General features: G+C 72.2%; 13 protein-coding genes and 2 tRNA genes. 12 read left to right on the top strand and 3 right to left on the bottom strand.

Going from position 1 to position 18,665, the window contains the following annotated elements; translation table 11 throughout:
* Positions 1–75: 75 nt before the first annotated feature.
* From ACGFI2_RS28450 to ACGFI2_RS28420, 7 genes are all read left to right on the top strand, one after another.
* Positions 76–1,119 carry a substrate-binding domain-containing protein gene (locus ACGFI2_RS28450; protein WP_393522638.1) on the top strand — a complete coding sequence of 348 codons (1,044 nt, stop codon included), beginning with the start codon at positions 76–78 and terminating at the stop codon, positions 1,117–1,119.
* Positions 1,120–1,172: 53 nt separating this feature from the next.
* A complete protein-coding gene (locus tag ACGFI2_RS28445) occupies positions 1,173–2,366 on the top strand; it encodes a Gfo/Idh/MocA family protein (protein WP_393522771.1) in 1,194 nt (397 codons plus the stop codon).
* Positions 2,367–2,639: 273 nt separating this feature from the next.
* Positions 2,640–3,239 (top strand): EboA domain-containing protein, encoded by a 600-nt coding sequence (locus tag ACGFI2_RS28440; protein WP_393522635.1) that lies wholly within the window; start codon positions 2,640–2,642, stop codon positions 3,237–3,239.
* Position 3,240: 1 nt separating this feature from the next.
* Entirely contained in the window at positions 3,241–4,047 is an 807-nt protein-coding gene (locus tag ACGFI2_RS28435) for a TatD family hydrolase (RefSeq protein ID WP_393522632.1), read from the top strand.
* Between the two features lie 148 nt (positions 4,048–4,195).
* Entirely contained in the window at positions 4,196–7,033 is a 2,838-nt protein-coding gene (locus ACGFI2_RS28430; protein ID WP_393522630.1) for an RICIN domain-containing protein, read from the top strand.
* A 20-nt stretch (positions 7,034–7,053) separates the two neighbouring features.
* Positions 7,054–9,144, top strand: coding sequence for a ThuA domain-containing protein (locus tag ACGFI2_RS28425; RefSeq protein ID WP_393522627.1), 2,091 nt, complete (start codon positions 7,054–7,056; stop codon positions 9,142–9,144).
* A gap of 173 nt (positions 9,145–9,317) precedes the next feature.
* Entirely contained in the window at positions 9,318–10,325 is a 1,008-nt protein-coding gene (locus tag ACGFI2_RS28420) for a sugar phosphate isomerase/epimerase family protein (RefSeq protein WP_393522625.1), read from the top strand.
* A 482-nt stretch (positions 10,326–10,807) separates the two neighbouring features.
* Here the strand turns inward: ACGFI2_RS28420 and ACGFI2_RS28415 are convergent, their stop codons facing one another.
* Entirely contained in the window at positions 10,808–11,992 is a 1,185-nt protein-coding gene (locus ACGFI2_RS28415) for an ROK family transcriptional regulator (protein WP_393522768.1), read from the bottom strand.
* Between the two features lie 123 nt (positions 11,993–12,115).
* The gene (locus ACGFI2_RS28410) at positions 12,116–12,499 is read right to left on the bottom strand and encodes a hypothetical protein (RefSeq protein WP_393522622.1); all 384 of its coding nucleotides are present in this window, start codon (positions 12,497–12,499) and stop codon (positions 12,116–12,118) included.
* 195 nt (positions 12,500–12,694) lie between these two features.
* Here ACGFI2_RS28410 and ACGFI2_RS28405 point away from each other — a divergent pair.
* The 4 genes from ACGFI2_RS28405 to ACGFI2_RS28390 all read left to right on the top strand — a co-directional run bounded on the left by ACGFI2_RS28405 (position 12,695) and on the right by ACGFI2_RS28390 (position 16,493).
* Positions 12,695–12,767, top strand: a tRNA-Asn gene (locus ACGFI2_RS28405).
* Positions 12,768–12,934: 167 nt separating this feature from the next.
* Complete coding sequence (locus ACGFI2_RS28400; RefSeq protein ID WP_393522619.1) at positions 12,935–15,070, top strand: MMPL family transporter; 2,136 nt, start codon at positions 12,935–12,937, stop codon at positions 15,068–15,070.
* Positions 15,063–16,295, top strand: a complete 1,233-nt coding sequence (locus ACGFI2_RS28395) for an FAD-dependent oxidoreductase (RefSeq protein WP_393522616.1) — start codon at positions 15,063–15,065, stop codon at positions 16,293–16,295. Before ACGFI2_RS28400 ends, ACGFI2_RS28395 begins: the two co-directional genes overlap by 8 nt.
* 121 nt (positions 16,296–16,416) lie before the next feature.
* Positions 16,417–16,493 (top strand) — tRNA-Ile (locus ACGFI2_RS28390).
* A 14-nt stretch (positions 16,494–16,507) separates the two neighbouring features.
* Here ACGFI2_RS28390 and ACGFI2_RS28385 read toward each other — a convergent pair.
* Positions 16,508–16,771, bottom strand: a complete 264-nt coding sequence (locus ACGFI2_RS28385) for a tyrosine-type recombinase/integrase (protein ID WP_393522613.1) — start codon at positions 16,769–16,771, stop codon at positions 16,508–16,510.
* A 211-nt stretch (positions 16,772–16,982) separates the two neighbouring features.
* On the opposite strand from ACGFI2_RS28385, the gene ACGFI2_RS28380 reads away from it, so the two are divergent.
* Entirely contained in the window at positions 16,983–17,291 is a 309-nt protein-coding gene (locus ACGFI2_RS28380; protein ID WP_393522610.1) for a hypothetical protein, read from the top strand.
* Positions 17,292–18,665: the final 1,374 nt, after the last annotated feature.

The following is an 18,665-nucleotide window of genomic DNA, read 5'->3' as shown; positions in this document are numbered from 1 at the left end:
CAGGCCGCCGTCGAGAAGACGGTGGCCCGGCCGACCGCACCCGAAACCACCCCACCACCTCATCAGGAGGCCGTCATGACAAGTGACCTGTCACGCCGCCGGTTGCTCTTCGGCGGGGCCGCAGTCTCCGCCGGGGTGCTGCTCGCCGGCTGCACGAGCAACGAGCAGTCCCCGACCGAGGCGCAGACCAAGGCCGCCGCGACCGGCGCCGCCGCCGAGCCGGGCAAGAAGGTGACCATCGGCTTCTCCGCCCCGGCCGCCGACCACGGCTGGATCGCCGCCATCACCAACAACGCCAAGGCGCAGGCCGGGGCGTACTCCGACGTGGAGTTCAAGTCGGTCGAGGCCGGCGCGGACGCGGCGGCCCAGCGGGCGGCGCTGTCCACGCTGATCTCGCAGAAGCCGGACGTGATCGTGCTGCTGCCGCACGACGGGAAGGAGCTCAACGCGTTCGGCCTGGAGGCGATGAAGGCCGGCATCCCGGTGGTCAACCTCGACCGGGCCTTCCCGGACGCCAAGGCGTACCGGCTGCAGATCAAGGGTGACAACTACGGCATGGGCGTCGCCGCCGCGACGTACATGATCGAGCAGTTCAAGGCCAAGGGCATCAGCGCCCCGGTGATCGGTGAGATCGCCGGCATGGACGAGCTGGAGCTGACCCAGGAGCGGTCGAAGGGCTTCGCCGACACCCTGGCCCAGGCCGGGTTCAAGGTGAGAAACCGGCGGGCGGCCCGGTTCACGGCCGACTCCGGCCAGCAGGAGGCCACCGGGCTCCTCCAGGCGCTGCCGAAGATCGACGCGATCTGGAACCACGACGACGACCAGGGCATCGGCGTGCTCGCCGCCGTCACCCAGGCCAACCGCAAGGAGTTCTTCATGGTCGGCGGCGCCGGCTCGAAGAAGGCCATGGAGGACATCGCGGCCGACAACACGGTGCTGAAGGCCACCGTCACCTACAGCCCGTCGATGGCCTCCTCGGCCATCTCCCTGGCCCGGCTGATCGGCCAGGGCAAGGGCATGTCCGACCTGGTGGAACTCCAGGTGCCGAAGGAGATCGTGCTCGCCTCCGAGACGATCACCAAGCAGAACTCGGGCGACTACCTGAAGCTCGGGTTCTGACACACGGGGGGAGACCCAGCTTGTCCAGTCACGACAGCATCCTGCGGGTCGGCATGGTCGGCTACGCGTTCATGGGCGCCGCGCACTCACAGGCGTGGCGCACCGTGAACCGGGTGTTCGACCTGCCGGCGAAGGTGCGGATGTCGCTCGTCTGCGGCCGGGACGAGCCGAAGGTGGCCGAGGCCGCCGACCGGCTCGGCTGGGACGGGTACACCACCGACTGGCGGCGGCTCGTCGAGTCCGACGAGATCGACGTGGTCGACATCTGCACACCGGGGGACAGCCATCGCGAGATCGCCCTCGCCGCGTTGGCCGCGGGCAAGCACGTGCTGTGCGAGAAGCCGCTGGCCAACACCGTCGCCGAGGCGCGGGAGATGACGGCCGCCGCCGCGCGGGCCCGGGAGTCCGGGGCCCGCGCGATGTGCGGCTTCAACTACCGGCGGGTGCCGGCGGTCGCGCTGATGCGGCAGCTCGTCGCGGACGGGCGGCTCGGCGAGATCCGGCACGTCCGGGCGGTGTATCTCCAGGACTGGATCGTCGACCCGCAGTTCCCGCTGGTCTGGCGGTTGCAGAAGGACCGGGCGGGTTCCGGCGCGCTGGGCGACATCGGCGCGCACATCATCGACCTCACCCAGTACGTCACCGGGCAGCTGATCACCGGCGTCAGCGCGCTCACCGAGACGTTCGTCAGGCAGCGGCCGTTGCCGGCCGGGTCGAGCGGCCTGGCCGCGCAGGCCGACGGCAACGGCCGGGGCACGGGTGAGGTCACCGTGGACGACGCGGCGGTCTTCGTGGCCCGGCTCGACGGCGGCGGGCTCGCCACGTACGAGGCGACCCGGTTCGCCACCGGCCGCAAGAACGCCCTGCGGGTCGAGATCAACGGCTCGCGCGGCAGCGTCGTGTTCGATCTGGAACGCCTCAACGAACTGGAGTTCCTGGACGCCACCCGACCCGCCGTCGAGCAGGGCTTCAGCCGGATCCTGGTGACCGAGCCGGAGCACCCGTACCTGGGGGCTTGGTGGCCGCCGGGCCACATCATCGGCTACGAGCACTCCTTCACCCACCAGATGCGCGACTTCGTCGAGGCGGTCGCCACCGGCGCCGACCCGACGCCGTCGTTCGCCGACGCGTTGCAGGTCCAGTTGGTGCTCGACGCGGTCGAGCGCTCCGCCGCGGCCGCCGCCTGGGTCGAGGTGAAGGAAGGGGCCCCGCTCAACGCTTCCGGTAGAGGAGGGGGCCCCGCCTGACACCCCGCGCGGCGCGGGAGCGTCGCCGACACCCTTCCGGCGCCGGCCGGCGAGGGCCCGCCACGGTTGCGCCCCGCGGCGGGAACGAGGCCGGCGTCGGGGAGCGTGCCGCCGGAGACTCCGGCCGGCACGACGAGCACGGCCCTCCGGTGCGGCCGGACCGGGATTCCCCGGCCGCACCGGCGGGCCGGCACCGACCCGTGGAGGTGGCGCGAGACGGATGAGGTGTCTCCGGCCGGCGTACCTTCCACCATCCGGCAGAGGGGAGACGGCATGACACCCGACCGACTGCGCGCCGCCCTGCGGGGCGTACCCGATCCGCGCTGGCTGGACGCGGCGCGGCGCCGCGTCGCGACGGAACCCGCCGCGATCCCGCGCTACTTCGCCGCCGCCGCCCGGCGGTGCGGCCGCGGACCGGTGCCCGACGTGCCCGGCTGGACGGTCGACGAGGCGGCCCGGGCGCTGCTGCTCACCGCGCTCCCGACCGGCCACGCGGCCGCCGCCGAGATGCTCTACCGCCAGGGCGACGCCGCGGAGAAGCGGGCCGTGCTGCGTGCCCTGCCGCTGCTGCCGATCGGGGCGGCGTGCGTGCCGCTGCTGCACGACGCGATCCGCACCGACGACACCCGGCTGGTCGCCGCCGCGCTCGGTCCCTACGCCCGGCACCTGGAGCAGCCGGCCTGGCGGCAGGCGGTGCTCAAGTGCGTCTTCACCGGCGTGCCGCTGGCCGTGGTCGACGGTCTGCCCGGCCGGGCGGACGGGGAACTGAGGCGGATGCTCGTCGCGTTCGCCGCCGAACGGCGCGCCGCCGGCCGCACCGTGCCCGCCGACGCCGTCGACGTGCTCGACCGGCTGACCGTCGCGGAGACCTGAGATGCGCATCTTCGACCCGCACATCCACATGACGTCGCGGACCACGGACGACTACGAGCGGATGGCCGCCGCCGGGGTGCGGGCGGTGGTCGAGCCGGCGTTCTGGCTGGGCCAGCCGCGCACCAGCGTGGACAGCTTCGTCGACTACTTCGACTCGCTGGTCGGCTGGGAGCCGTTCCGGGCCGGCCAGTTCGGCGTCCGGCACCACGCCACGGTGGCACTGAACCCGAAGGAGGCCAACGACCCGCGCTGCCGCCCGGTGCTCGACGTGCTGCCCCGCTACCTGGACAAGGACGGGGTGGTGGCGGTCGGCGAGATCGGCTACGACGCGATGACCCCGGCCGAGGACGCCGCGCTGGCCGGGCAGCTCGCCCTGGCCGTCGCGCACGACCTGCCGGCCCTGGTGCACACCCCGCACCGGGACAAGGCGCGCGGCGTCGAACGCACGCTGGACGTGGTCGCCGAGTCGCAGATCGCGCCCGGTCGGGTGCTGGTCGACCACCTCAACGAGGTGACCGTGGGGTTGGTCCGGGACACCGGCTGCTGGTTGGGCTTCTCCATCAATCCGGAGACCCGGATGTCGCCGTCGCGGATGGTCGAGTTGCTGCGGACGTACGGGACCGAGCGGATGCTGATCAACTCGGCCGCCGACTGGGGGCGCTCCGACCCGCTGCTCACCCGGGTCACCGGCGAGGCGATGCTGCTGGCCGGGTTCGACGAGGACGAGGTGGACCGGGTGCTGTGGCGCAACCCGGTGGAGTTCTACGGCCAGTCCGGCCGGCTCGACCTGACCGAACTTTTGTCGTAAGGCGTCAAAAGTCAAAGCCGATCGATCAGAAGCTATGGACAGGCTGATCGAAAGGTCTTAATGTCGTGCGCAGCACCAGCTCCCCCTTCGGCATCCGGCGCGACGCGCGCCCGGTCCTGGCTGCGCGCGTCAGGAAGGACAGCACAGCATGTCCAGCCACCCCCACCACCCGCCCGCCCGACGACGACTCGCCGCCGGCGCGGCGCTGCTGCTCGCGGCCACCGCCGGCACGGTCGCCCTGGCCGCGACGCCCGTCCCCGCGTCCGCCCACCCCATCCCGGCCAGCGACTTCCAGCAGGTCGAACTCGCCCGTGGAGTCGCCGAGACCGGCGAGCCGATGTCGCTCGCGGTGCTGCCCGACCGCTCGGTCCTGCACACCGCCCGCAACGGCACGCTGCGCCGCACCGACGCGGCCAGCGCCACCACGGTCATCGGCACCCTGCCGGTCTACACCCACGACGAGGAGGGGTTGCAGGGCGTCGGCGTCGACCCCGGCTTCACCACCAACCGGCACATCTACCTCTACTACGCGCCGCCGCTGTCCACCCCGGCCGGGGACGCGCCGGCCACCGGCACCGACTTCTCCGCCTGGCAGGGCGTCAACCGGCTGTCCCGGTTCACGCTCAACGCCGACTTCACGCTCAACCAGGCCAGCAAGGTCGACGTGCTCGACGTGCCCGCCGACCGGGGGCTGTGCTGCCACGTCGGCGGCGACATCGACTTCGACGCCGCCGGCAACCTCTACCTCTCCACCGGCGACGACACCAACCCGTTCGACTCCGCCGGCTACGCCCCGATCGACGAGCGGACCAACCGCAACCCCGGGTACGACGCGCAGCGCAGCGCCGGCAACACCAACGACCTGCGCGGCAAGATCCTGCGGATCAAGGTCAACGCCAACGGGACCTACTCGATCCCGAGCGGCAACCTCTTCGCGCCCGGCACCGCGAGGACCCGCCCGGAGATCTACGCCATGGGCTTCCGGAACCCGTTCCGGATGAGCGTCGACAAGGCCACCGGCATCGTCCACGTCGGCGACTACGGCCCGGACGCCGGCACCACCTCGGCCCGCGGCCCGTCCGGGCAGGTCGAGTTCGACCGGGTCACCGGGCCGGGCAACTACGGCTGGCCGTACTGCACCGGCACCAACACGGCCGCCGAGACGTACGCCGAGTGGGACTTCGCCACCGGCACCGCCGGCGCGAAGTTCAACTGCGCCGGCGGCCCGACCAACAACTCGTTCCGCAACACCGGCCTGGCCACGCTGCCGGCCGCGAAACCGGCCTGGATCCGCTACGCCGGTGACGCCGGCAGCCCGAGCGAGTTCGGCGGCGGCTCGGAGTCGCCGATGGCCGGCCCGGTCTACCGGTACGACGCGGCCAACCCGTCCACCACCAAGTTCCCGCAGTCCTTCGACGGGCAGTTCTTCGCCACCGAGTTCGGCCGGGGCTGGATCAAGCCGATCCACGTCAACGCCGACGGCTCACCCGGCGCCATCGACGCGTTCGGATGGACCGGCAAGCAGGTGATGGACTCCGCGTTCGGCCCGGACGGCGCCTACTACGTGCTCGACTACGGCACCGGCTACTTCAACGGGGACGCCAACTCGGCGCTGTACCGCTTCGACTACCTGGGCGGCGGCAACCGTGCCCCGGTGGCCCGGGCCGCCGCCGACCGGACCTCCGGCGCCGCCCCGTTGACCGTGGGCTTCTCCTCGGCCGGCTCGTCCGACCCGGAGGGTGGCGCGCTGACGTACGCCTGGACGTTCGGCGACGGCGGCACCTCCACCGCGGCCAACCCCTCGCACACCTACACCGCCAACGGCCGCTACACCGCCACGCTCACCGTCCGCGACCCGCAGGGCGCCACCGGCACCGCCGGCGTGACGATCACCGTGGGCAACACCGCGCCGACCGTGGTCATCGAGACGCCCGGCAACGGCAGGCTCTTCTCCTTCGGCGACTCGGTGCCGTTCCGGATCACCGTCACCGACCCGGAGGACACCACGATCGACTGCGCCAAGGTCAAGATGACCTACGTGCTCGGCCACGACCAGCACGGCCACCAGATCACCTCGGCGAGCGGCTGCACCGGCACGATCGCCATCCCGGTCGACGGCGAGCACGACGACGCGGCGAACATCTTCGCCGTCTTCGACGCCGAGTACACCGACTCCGGCGGCCTCACCACGCACACCCAGCACACGCTCCAGCCCCGGCACCGGCAGGCCGAGCACTTCAAGACGTCCGCCGGGATCAACACGTTCGACAAGGGCACCGCCGAGGGCGGCCGGACCGTCGGCGACATCCACAACGGGGACTGGATCGCGTTCCAGCCGTACCTGCTCGCCGACGCCACCGGGTTCACCGCCCGGGTCTCCTCGGCCGGCGCGGGCGGCACGCTCCAGGTGCGGGCCGGCTCGGCCACCGGCACCGTGCTCGGCTCGGCCACCGTCCCGGTCACCGGCGCCTGGGACTCGTTCACCACGGTCACCGGCACGATCACCAACCCGCCGGCCGGCACCACCACGCTCTACCTGACGTTCGCCGGCGGCGCCGGGGCGCTCTACGACCTGGACGCGTTCACGTTCACCACGTCGAGCGTGCGCACCGGGCCGGTCAAGGGCCTGGCCGGCAAGTGCCTGGACGTGCGCAACGCGGCGACCGCCGACGGCACCCAGATCCAGATCTACACCTGCAACGGCACCGCGGCGCAGTCGTGGACGGTCACCCCGAACGCCACCGTGAAGGCGTACGGCAAGTGCCTGGACGTCTCCGGCGGCGCGACGGCCGACGGCACGAAGATCCAGCTCTACACGTGCAACGGCAGCGGGGCGCAGAACTGGTCGGCGCAGGCCGACGGCACGCTGCGCAACCCCCAGTCGGGCAAGTGCCTGGACGTCTCCGGCAACAACTCGGCGGACAGCACGCCGGTGCACCTGTGGACCTGCACCGCCGCCGCGAACCAGAAGTGGACGTTGCCGTGAGAAGGGAAGGGAGAACGCCGATGAGACTCCTCCGTATCGCGCTTGTGGTGGTGACCGCCGTCGCCGCCACCAGCGCCGCCACCCCGGCCAGCGCCGCCGACGCTCCGTACGACGTGCTGGTCTTCTCCAAGACCGCCGGCTTCCGGCACGACTCCATCGCGACCGGCACGCAGGCCGTGCGCGAGCTGGGCGCGGCGAACAACTTCTCCGTCACCGCGACCGAGGACGCCGCCCAGTTCACCGCCGCCAACCTGGCCCGGTTCGAGGCGGTGATCTTCCTCAACACCACCGGCGACGTGCTGAACGCGACCCAGCAGGCCGCCTTCGAGGCGTACGTCGGCGGTGGCGGAGGATACGTGGGCGTGCACTCGGCCGCCGACACCGAGTACGACTGGCCCTTCTACGGCAACCTGGTCGGCGCCTGGTTCGCGTCCCACCCGGCGATCCAGCCGGCCACCGTCAAGGTGGAGGACCGGGCGCACGCCGCCACCGCGCACCTGCCGCAGCGATGGAACCGCACCGACGAGTGGTACGACTACCGCACCAACGCCCGCTCCACCGCGCACGTGCTGGCCAGCCTCGACGAGTCCTCGTACAGCGGGGGTTCGATGGGCGGTGACCACCCGCACGCCTGGTGCAAGTCCTACGGCGGCGGCCGGTCCTTCTACACCGGCGGCGGGCACACCCAGGCGTCCTACGCCGAGCCCGCGTTCCGGGCCCACCTGCTCGGCGGCATCCGCTACGCCGCCGGGCGCACGAAGGCGGACTGCCGGCCGGAGACCGGCTACACCGCGCTCTACGACGGCGGCGTCACCGGCTGGTCCCAGGCCGGGCCGGGCAGCTTCACCAACACCGACGCCACGCTCACCTCCGTCGGCGGCATGGGGCTCTACTGGTACGGCGCGAAGCAGTTCACCAACTACTCGCTGAAGCTGGACTGGCGGCTCGCCGGCGACGACAACTCCGGGGTGTTCGTCGGCTTCCCGCCGTCGAGCGACCCGAACTCGGCCGTGGCCAACGGCTACGAGGTGCAGATCGACCCCACCGACTCGGCCGACCGGACCACCGGCGCGATCTACGGGTTCAAGTCCGCGGACCTGGCCGCCCGGGACGCGGCGCTGAACCCGCCGGGGGAGTGGAACACCTACGAGATCCTGGTCGAGGGAGAGCGGCTCCAGGTCCTCCTCAACGGCGTACGCGTCAACGACTTCACCAACACCGACCCGGTCCGGTCGCTCGCCGGGCACGTCGGCATCCAGAACCACGGCACCGGCGACGACGTGTCGTTCCGCAACATCCGGATCAAGGAGTTGGGCGGCACCCCGCCGCCGACCGGCAACACCACCGTGCCGGCCGAGTCGTTCAGCGCCGCCAGCGGCGTCAGCGCGTTCACCAAGGCCGGCGCCAACGGCGGGCAGACCCTGGGGTACGTCGACCCGGGCGACTGGGCCGCCTACCAGGGCCTGGACCTGACCGGGGTGACGTCGGTGCGGGCCCGGGTGGTCTCGGGCGGGCCGGGCGGCACCATCCAGGTGCGCACCGGCTCGCCGACCGGCCCGGTGCTCGGCCAGGTGGCGGTGCCCAACACCGGCGGCTGGACCAGCTTCGCCGACGTCGGCACCGCGCTGAGCGGGGTGCCGACGGGGCCGCAGACGGTCCACCTGACGTTCACCGGCACCGGCTCCGGGCTCTTCGACGTCGACGACTTCACCCTGGTCCGTGGCGGTGGCGGGACCGGGCCGGTGAGGGGACTGGCCGGCAAGTGCCTGGACGTGCGTAACGCGGCGACCGCCGACGGCACCCAGATCCAGCTCTACAGCTGCAACTCCTCGACGGCGCAGTCGTGGACGGTGACGCCGAACGGGCCGGTGAAGGCGCTGGGCAAGTGCCTGGACGTCGCCGGCGGCGGCAGCGCGGACGGCACGAAGATCCAGTTGTGGACGTGCAACGGCAGCGGGGCGCAGAACTGGTCGGCGCGGGCCGACGGCACGCTGCGCAACCCGCAGTCGGGCAGGTGCCTGGACGTCTCCGGCAACAACCCGGCCGACGGCACGCCGGTGCACCTGTGGACCTGCACCGGCGCGGCCAACCAACGCTGGACCCTGCCGTGAGCTAGGCCATAGAGTGGGGACGGCGACCCGCGAGGTGGCCGGTGACCCGACGGGAGGCGCAACCCGTCGGGCGCAGACGCCCAGGCGTCCACCGGTGCCGAGCCGTCGCCGTCCCCGGTCACCCTCGCCCCGGTCCGCAACGGAATCCCCCATCACGACAGGGGAGAAGGACAATGGCGCGACCGATCACGCTCTTCACCGGCCAGTGGGCCGATCTTCCGTTCGACGAGGTCTGCCGGCTCGCCGCCGAGTGGGGGTACGACGGCTTGGAGATCGCCTGCTGGGGCGACCACTTCGAGGTCGACAAGGCGCTCGCCGACGACTCCTACGTCGAACGCAAGCGGGACACGCTCGCCAAGCACAACCTCCAGGTCTTCACCATCTCCAACCACCTGGTCGGGCAGGCGGTCTGCGACCATCCGATCGACGAGCGACACCAGGACATCCTGCCGGCCCGGATCTGGGGCGACGGTGAGCCGGAGGGGGTGCGCCGCCGCGCCGCGGAGGAGATGAAGGACACCGCGCGGGCCGCGGCGAAGCTCGGCGTACGGACCGTGGTCGGGTTCACCGGCTCGTCCATCTGGCACACGCTGGCGATGTTCCCACCGGTGTCGCCGGCCATGATCGAGCGCGGCTACCAGGACTTCGCCGACCGGTGGAACCCGATCCTGGACGTCTTCGACGCCGAGGGCGTGCGCTTCGCGCACGAGGTGCACCCCAGCGAGATCGCGTACGACTACTGGACCACGAAGCGGACGCTGGAGGCGATCGGCCACCGGCCCGCGTTCGGGCTCAACTGGGACCCGTCGCACTTCGTCTGGCAGGAGCTGGACCCGGTCAACTTCATCTTCGACTTCGCCGACCGGATCTACCACGTGGACTGCAAGGACGCGAAGGTCCGCACCGGCGACGGCCGGCGGGGCCGCCTCTCCTCCCACCTGCCCTGGGCCGACCTGCGACGCGGCTGGGACTTCGTCTCCACCGGTCACGGCGACGTGCCGTGGGAGGACTGCTTCCGGGCGCTCAACGCGATCGGCTACGACGGCCCGATCTCGGTGGAGTGGGAGGACGCCGGCATGGACCGCCTGGTCGGCGCTCCGGAGGCGCTCCAGTTCGTCCGCCGCCTGGCCTTCGACGCCCCGAGCGCGGCCTTCGACGCCGCCTTCAGCAGCCGCGACTGACGCCTCTACCCGCCGCCGCCCTCCGGCCGCCCCCTCCGGCCGCCCCCTCCGGCCGCCACCGGTCGGGCCTGCCGGTGGGGTGCGCCGGGTCGGGCCTGCCAGCGGGGCGCGCCGGTCGGGTCGGTGTCGCCGGAGCCGGCCCGGGCCTCCCGTTAGCGCCTACAAAACTTGATGACGTGGACGGATCGCCACCCGACCGGCGTGGAGAGGCGTCCGGCGGCCGAGCACCACCGGGCCGGCGTCGCGGGTGGCGTCCGGGGCGGCTCGACGGCCGCCGGCGTCGCCGGGTGGAACGCCATCTGTGTCTCAGGGCTCATTTGACACCCATGGCGTTCCACCCGCCGGTCGAAGGGTCGACGATTCGGCAGCGGGCTGCCGGTCGCTGGCCGGCCTGGGCCGCGACCACCGCCCTGTCGGCAGCGGGGACGCGGGTGCGGCCGCAGGAGCTGGGCGGGCTGGACCTCGGCGCCTACGCGGAGCGGTCAGCGGGCGGCGTAGACCTGGTCACTGACCAGGCGGGCGGCGCCGATCAGGGCGGCCCGGTCGTCCAGGTCGGACAGCACGATCGGCATGCTGCCGGTGGCCAGCGGCGTGGAGCGCCGGTAGACCACGCCGCGGATCTCGGCGAGCAGGACCGGCCCGATGCCCGGCGCCGCGCCGCCGATGATGACGATGGCCGGGTTGACGAAGCTGACCAGGCTGACCAGCACCTGCCCGAGCCGGCGGGCCGCGTCGCGGACCAGCGTCTGCGCCGCCGGGTCGCCCTCGGTCGCCGCCGTGGCCACGTCGGCCACGGTCAGCGCGCCGGCCGCCGCCAGCCGGTCCGCCAGCGCCGTCGAGCGTCCGGCCCGCGCGGCCGTCACCGCCTCCCGCACCAGGCCGGCGTCCCCGCAGTACGCCTCGACGCAGCCGATGTTCCCGCAGCCGCAGAGCGGCCCGTCCTCGGTGAGCTGGAGGTGCCCGATGTCGCCGGCCCCGCTGGCCGCACCCCGGTAGAGCGAACCGCCGAGCACCAGCCCGCAGCCGACCGCGTCGCCGAGCTTGACGTAGAGGAAGTCGTCGAACGGCCGGCCGGTGCCGGCGTGCCGCTCGCCGAGGGCCATGGCGTTCGCGTCGTTGTCGACCTGCACCGGGCAGCCCAGCTCGGCGGCGAGCGTGTCGCGTACCGGAAAACGGTGCCAGCCGGGCAGCGCGGGCGGCGAGACGGGTGCGCCGTCGCGGACCGCGACCGGCGCGGGCAGCGCCACGCCGACGCCGGTCAGCCGGGCCAGCCCGGCCTCGGCCCGTAGCTTGCCGAGCAGTTCGACCGCGCGGCCGACCACCGGTTCCGGGCCGAGCCGCACGTCGACCGGCTCGTCGAGGCGGGCGAGCGGGTTCAGCTCGCCGTCGGTGAGCGCGACCCGCAGCCGGCCGTCGCCGAGTGCGACCGCGCCGAAGCGCACCTGCGGGCCGATCCGCAGCAGCGACGAGCGGCGTCCGCCCCGGGACGCGGCCGGTCCGGCGGTCTCCACCAGGCCCAGCTCGGTCAGCCGGTCCGCCTCGGCGGCGAACCGGGCCCGGGGCAGCCCGAGGACGTCCACCAGCTCCACCCGTGACCGAGGGCCGTCGTCACGCAGCAGCCGCAGCAACCGCGCCTGGTCCTCGGTCTCCGGTCCGACCATCGCCATGTGCTCGTCCACCTCCCCACCGGAGAATGTGCCACACCGCCGTCACGGCGGCGTGAACGCGTGCGGCGGGCGCACGGAAGCGGGCCGGTCACTCGAAGGTGCCCGGCCCGCTGTCCGCTGATGTCAGAGGTTGCTGCTCGTGCCGTTCGGCTTGGTGCTGGTGCCGGTCGTGGTCGAGCCGGTCGCGCTCGTGCCACTGGTGCCGGCCTTGCTGCCGACGGCCGCCGGCGTGCCGGCGAACGGCTTGTCGGCGTCGGTCAGCCCTGACTTGCTGCCGTTGCCGGTGGAGATCTTCTCGCCGAGCTTGCTCTGCCCGAGCTTGTCCTTGCCCTCGGAGTAGAGCCGGGTCGCCTGGGCCTGCGCGACGCCTGCCGCCTCCTGGACGGTCGGGTGGTCGAGCACCTTACGCCCGCGGACCACCAGCTCCTCGTACTTCTCCCGGCCGGCACGGGCGCCCAGGACGAATCCCGCTGCCAGCCCGCCAAGAAACATGATCTTTCCGCGCATGGCGGCTCCTTCCGTCCCTGAACTCTGTTGGTGCCTAACTACCCATCCTCCTCTCGGCTCATGCCTCCCTGTGCCGAGATGACGATTTGTCCCGATTTCGGAGTGCCGGGAACCCGCTGGCGCACCACCCCCCGATGTCCTGTATTCTTTTCCCCGTCGCACGGCACGGGGAGATCCGAGCCGCGCGGTGCACGGTCCCCTGTAGCTCAATTGGCAGAGCAGCCGGCTGTTAACCGGCAGGTTATTGGTTCGAGTCCAATCGGGGGAGCTTCGCTCCACCTCACGCCCGTCGGCCACGCCGGCGGGCGCTTCTCGTCGCCGGGCCCCCGCGCCGCCCGATTTCCGCCCGCGAACGCCGTTTCGGACGGCAGGATGGTCCGGGTCGACCTAGACTCCCGCTGCGTCGATCTATGCGTCGATTCGAGGGTGGTGGAGATGGCCGCAGGACGCAGCCGCTGGACCGCGACGCTGATCGCGGTGGCGGTGGTGCTCGGCTGGCTGATCGTCGGCGGCGTCGCCGGCCCGTACGCCGGCAAGCTCGGTGACGTCGCCACCAACGACAACGCCTCCTTCCTCCCGACCGACGCCGAGGCCACCCGCGCCCAGCACCTCTCCGCCGGCTTCGTCGACCGGGAGACCACCCCGGCGCTCGTGGTCTACGAGCGCGCCGGTGGCATCACCGCCGCCGACCAGCAGCGGATCCAGGCCGACGCCGCCCGCTTCGCCCGGGTGCCCGGCGTGGTCGCGCCCCTGTCCCCGCCGATCGTCAGCCAGGACAGGCAGGCCGCCCAGGTGGTCGTCCCGATCGACAGCGCCGAGGGCGAACAGATCCGCAGCGTCGTCGACGAGCTGCGCACCATCGCCGGCCCGGACCGCGACGGGCTGACCGTCGACGTGGCCGGCCCGGCCGGGCTGCTCGGCGACCTGATCGAGGTGTTCTCCGCCATCGACGGGCCGCTGCTGCTGGTCACCCTGGTCGTGGTGCTGGTGATCCTGCTGATCGTCTACCGCAGCCCGGTGCTCTGGGTCTTCCCGCTGCTGGCCGCCGGGATGTCGTACTCGCTGGCCGCCGTCTTCGTCTACCTGCTGGCCAAGCACGACGTGGTCAAGCTCAACGGGCAGGCGCAGGGCATCCTCACCGTGCTCGTCTTCGGCGCCGGCACCGACTACGCGCTGCTGCTCATCGCCCGCTACCGGGAGGAACTGCACCGGCACGAACGCCCCTGGGACGCCATGAAGGCCGCCTGGAAGGGCGCCGCCCCGGCCATTATCGCCTCCGGCGCCACGGTCATCGTCAGCCTGCTCTGCCTGCTGCTGTCCAGCCTCAACTCGAACCGGGCGCTCGGCCCGGTCAGCGCCATCGGCATCGCCGCCACCCTGCTGGTGATGCTGACCTTCCTGCCCGCCCTGCTGGTGCTCGGCGGCCGGTGGGCGTTCTGGCCCCGGCGGCCCCGGCACGACGACGCCGACCCCCGCACCGAGCACGGCATCTGGGGGCGGATCGCCGGCTTCGTGGCGCGCCGCGCGCGTACCGTCTGGATCGTCACCGCCGTGGTCCTGGCCGCGCTCGCGATCGGGGTGACCCAGCTCGGCGCCACCACCCTCGGCCAGTCCCAACTGTTCACCCAGCGCACCGACTCGGTGGCCGGTCAGGAGGTCATCGACCGGCACTTCCCGGCCGGCACCGGCAGCCCGGCCACCATCTTCACCGAGCAGGCCACCGCGCCGCGCGTCGCCCAGGTGGCGCAGGGCGTCAAGGGCGTCTCCTCGGTGGCGCCGCTCGGCCAGCGGGGCGAGCTGGCGCCGCCGGACCCGAACGCGCCGCCCAAGGTGGTCGACGGCCGGGTCCAGCTCAACGTCACGCTCGCCGACCCACCCGACAGCAACGGCGCCGAACAGGCCATCCGCGACCTGCGCGAGGCGGTCCACGCGGTGCCCGACGCGAACGCCGTGGTCGGCGGCTTCACCGCCATCAACGTCGACACCGCCGACGCGTCCGTCCGCGACCGCAACGTCATCATCCCGGTCGTGCTGCTGGTCATCGCGGTCATCCTGGCGCTGCTGCTGCGCGCCCTGGTCGCCCCGGTGCTGCTGATCGCCACCGTGGTGCTGTCGTTCCTGGCCACGCTCGGCCTCTGCGCGCTGCTGTTCGAATACGTCTTCGACTTCCCCGGCGTCGACCAGTCCTTCCCGCTGTTCGCGTTCGTGTTCCTGGTCGCGCTCGGCATCGACTACAACATCTTCCTGATGAGCCGGGTCCGGGAGGAATCGGTGCGGCGTGGCACCCGCGCCGGGGTGCTCACCGGCCTGGCGGTCACCGGCGGCGTCATCACCTCCGCCGGCATCGTGCTCGCCGCCACGTTCTCCGCGCTCGCCGTCCTGCCGCTGGTGGTGCTGGTGGAGCTGGGCGTGGCGGTCGCCGCCGGGGTGCTGCTCGACACCATCGTGGTCCGCTCGCTGCTGGTGCCCGCGCTCGCGTACGACATCGGGCCCAAGGTGTGGTGGCCGAGCCGCCTGTCCCGGTCGCACCGCGACGGCGACGGTGCCGGAGCGGGGGTGGACCGTGTCTGACACCGACGTGGTGATCGTCGGCGGCGGCCTGGCCGGCCTCGCCGCCGCCCGCCGGCTGCACCGCGCCGGCGTGCCGTGGCGGCTGCTGGAGGCCGGCGACCGGCTCGGCGGGCGGGTCGCCACCGACGAGGTCGACGGATTCCTGCTGGACCGCGGCTTCCAGGTGCTCAACACCGCCTACCCCCGGCTCGGCGCGCTGCTCGACCTCGACACCCTCGTCCTGGGCTGGTTCACCTCCGGGGTGCTGGTGCGCCGCGGCGACCGGCTGGAACGGCTGGTCAACCCGCTGCGCGAGCCCACCGGCGCACCCGGCGCGCTGACCGCGCGCATCGGCTCGCTGCGCGACCGGCTGCGCCTGGCCGCGCTCGCCACCGGCTGCGCCACCCTGCCCGTCGGGCGGCTGCTCAGCGCGCCGGAGACCAGCACCGAGACGGCGCTCCGCCGGGCCGGGCTCTCCGCCGCGATCATCGAGGAACTGCTCCGGCCGTTCCTCTCCGGCGTGCTGCTCGACCGCGAGCTGGCCACCTCCAGCCACGTGTTCGCGGTCATCCTGCGCTCGTTCGCCCGGGGCCGGATCGGCCTGCCCGCGCGGGGCATGGGCGCGCTGCCCCGGGCCGTCGCCGCGCCGCTGCCCGCCGAGCTGATCGATCTGCGCACGCCGGTCACCGCTGTCGCGCCCGGCCGGGTCCGCACCTCCGCCGGCGAGGTCACCTGCCGCGCCGTCGTGGTCGCCGCGGACCCGCCGGCGGCGGCCACGCTGCTGCCCGGAATCGACCGGGTACGCATGCACGCCTACACCACCTACTACCACCGCACCGACGACGCACCGCTGGACGAGCCGATCCTGCTGCTCGACGGCGACCGGCGGGAACGTATCGCCAACACGGTGGTGATCAGCAAGGCCGTGCCCACGTACGCGCCGGCCGGCCAGCACCTGGTGGCCACCTCGGTGGTCGGCCCGCAGGCCCCGCCCGAGCCGATGATCCGGCGCGAGCTGGAGCGCCTCTACGGCCGCTCCACCGCCGACTGGACCCACCTCACCACCGTCCCCGTCCCGGAGGCGCTGCCGGCCGCCCCGCCGCCGCAGGGCCGGCTGCGCAAGCCGGTAGCGCTCGGCAACGGTCTCTTCGTGGCCGGCGACCACCGGGACAGCCCTTCCATCCAGGGCGCGCTGGCCAGCGGCTGGCGCACCGCCGGCGCGGTGCTGGACGAGCTGCGGGGTTGAGCCGGCAGGTCGCTGCTCGCTGTTATTCTCGCGTTGCCCATCGTGCCGTCGCGGCAGGCGTTACCGCAGGTTCGGTGGTGGCCCGGGGATCGATCGGCAGGTTACGATCCGGCGCGGTGACGGGGCGGTAGCTCAGCCGGTTAGAGCAGGGGACTCATAATCCCTCGGTCGCGGGTTCGAACCCCGCCCGCCCCACCAGCCGTTTTGCCTGCTCAGCCATGGTGGCGGCGCCCCGAACGCACCGCATCGAGGTCCGGACCGACGCCCTCGGTCCGCACTGAGTCAGCAGCAGCACGACGCGCCGCCCGGTCGAGGCGATCCGCCACCTGGTCCAGGTCGTCCTCGAAGAGGTCCGCGTATACATCCAGCGTCATGGCCGCCGAGGCGTGCCCGAGCATCCGCTGCACCGCCTTCACGTTGGCGCCCTCAGCCACCGCCAGACTGGCCGCCGTGTGCCGCAGCTCGTGCAGCGTCAAGGCGGCCTGCTGGCGGCGCAAGCGCCGGCATCGGCCGGCGCGCCGGCCGATAGTTGCAGACTGCCAGGAACTAAGACCGATGCCTCCGGCGGGGATCTGCGACAGAGATGGGCTTCGGGGAGGAGCGGTTGACGGGCAGGCCGCGAAGGCGCAAGGACAGCGGCGACGGCAGCGTCAGCGATGAGAGCCGAGCACGGACTAACCTGACGCGGTGTCGATCAACAGCAGCGAGTTCGAGGCGTGCCGGCGGCTTTTCACCTACCGTGCGGGGATCTGGGTCTACCGTTTGGCGATCGTCTTGGCTGTTTTTCCGTGGCCGTTCCGGGCGGTGGGTGTGCGGCTGATGTCCCCACAGGGGGCGGCGACGATGGCTGCGGTTGGCTTCATCCTGGTGTTCGCCGGCCATCGTCTCGTTCTCCGCTCTCATCAGCGAGCGGGGTATTTCGGTGACGGCTACGACCCGTTGCGGCCGCCGGGCGGCCTGGTTGCCCGAGACGTGTTCCGCCTGACGTACTGGTAGCCGCATCGGCCGCAGTGACCGACGCCGGCCGACAGGAGTCTTGATCTTTGCAAGGCGGGGTCATGATGGACGCGTGGCGTGGAATGCGCGGGAGGCACTGGACCGCTGGCGAAGGCGCGGACCCGGAAAGGCAGCACGAGTTGGCACGTCTCTCGCCTTCCTTGCCGGGTTTGCGCTGTGGAGCTGGGCCGTGCACGGCTGGGCTGATGCCCACGGCTACCGCGGATTGCTCGACGGATGGCGTCCCTGGTATCTCGCCGTCGCCGCCGTGACCTACTGGCCGCTCGCGTGCCTCCTGTGGTGGTCGATGTACCCGAGGGCAGGACTGCTTCCCTGGACGCGGGACTGAGACGACCACCTAGCTAGGCACCACGAGCCCGAGGTGAGCGGTCCGCATCTAGTCCGCAAGAGGTCGACGGACGGCAGGGGAGTGGTGCGAGATGTCGAGAGGTATTTCCGCTGCTAGACCCCCGTGTGCCCAGGTCGCCGGAGCTGGCAGTTTGATCTCGTAATCCCTCGGTCGCGGGTTCGAACCCCGCCCGCCCCAACAGCCCTTTTTCCTGCTCAGCCATGGTGGCGGCGACCCGAACGCACCGCATCGAGGTCCGGACCGACGCCCTCGGTCCGCACTGAGTCAGCAGCAGCACGACCCGCCGCCCGGCGGGGAGGCTGGACGGTCTACGACTGCCCGACGCGGAGATCCGCTCCACCTGGCCTGGCGCAGGTCGGTCCACTCCACGGCGTGTGGTCGGCGGCGGGCGGGATGGCCGCAGGCTCGGCGCACGTATGATGACGACGCCATCCCGTGACCAGCCGATCGGAAGCACGGCCAAAATGACAGGATTACCCGCTGCCGCACTGGTGTCGATCCTCGTTCTGCTCGTAGTGCTGGCCATCGACGTATGGGTTTACGCGGACGCCAGGGAGCGACTGAGGCGCGGGAACCCGGTCGCTGTCTCGCTTGGGTCTTTCCGACTGAAGACCCCGGAGGCGTGGTTCCTGGGCTGTCTGATCATGTGGGTTGTGTTCTTCCCGCTCTACCTGACAGCCACGGGGCGGAACCCCTTCGCTCACAGCAGGGGCTGACAACCACAGGGTGCAGGCGTGCTGTGGGCCATCCATGGGCCAGCAAACGGTGCTGAGCCCGGTCGCGACCGGGCACTAAGGGTCATTGCAGCGCCGCTACGACCACGCCTGCCGGACACCCCCCGCTACGGAGCGCTACTTTCAAACTGACGCTCCGCGCCGCCCCGACACATTTCTGCTGGACCTGTAGACCTCAGAGGGCGGTCCGCAGTAACTTGATCTGATCTATACGTTGCGTCCGGTTGGTGGCCTTGCGGCAGATTCGCCATTGATAGCGACCAGTCGATG

Source organism: Micromonospora sp. NPDC049282 (assembly GCF_043197045.1).
In the GTDB taxonomy this organism is placed as follows: domain Bacteria; phylum Actinomycetota; class Actinomycetes; order Mycobacteriales; family Micromonosporaceae; genus Micromonospora.
The sequence above is the reverse complement of the archived record's forward strand: the minus strand, read 5'-3'. Positions and strand labels throughout refer to the sequence as shown.

Coding starts and splice junctions, on each gene's coding strand:
- ACGFI2_RS28435 (WP_393522632.1), top strand. CDS start 3,241: ATGCGCATCTTCGACCCGCACATCCACATGACGTCGCGGACCACGGAC.
- ACGFI2_RS28430 (WP_393522630.1), top strand. CDS start 4,196: ATGTCCAGCCACCCCCACCACCCGCCCGCCCGACGACGACTCGCCGCC.
- ACGFI2_RS28440 (WP_393522635.1), top strand. CDS start 2,640: ATGACACCCGACCGACTGCGCGCCGCCCTGCGGGGCGTACCCGATCCG.
- ACGFI2_RS28410 (WP_393522622.1), bottom strand. CDS start 12,499: ATGCGCGGAAAGATCATGTTTCTTGGCGGGCTGGCAGCGGGATTCGTC.
- ACGFI2_RS28425 (WP_393522627.1), top strand. CDS start 7,054: ATGAGACTCCTCCGTATCGCGCTTGTGGTGGTGACCGCCGTCGCCGCC.
- ACGFI2_RS28445 (WP_393522771.1), top strand. CDS start 1,173: ATGGTCGGCTACGCGTTCATGGGCGCCGCGCACTCACAGGCGTGGCGC.
- ACGFI2_RS28415 (WP_393522768.1), bottom strand. CDS start 11,992: ATGGCGATGGTCGGACCGGAGACCGAGGACCAGGCGCGGTTGCTGCGG.
- ACGFI2_RS28450 (WP_393522638.1), top strand. CDS start 76: ATGACAAGTGACCTGTCACGCCGCCGGTTGCTCTTCGGCGGGGCCGCA.
- ACGFI2_RS28420 (WP_393522625.1), top strand. CDS start 9,318: ATGGCGCGACCGATCACGCTCTTCACCGGCCAGTGGGCCGATCTTCCG.
- ACGFI2_RS28400 (WP_393522619.1), top strand. CDS start 12,935: ATGGCCGCAGGACGCAGCCGCTGGACCGCGACGCTGATCGCGGTGGCG.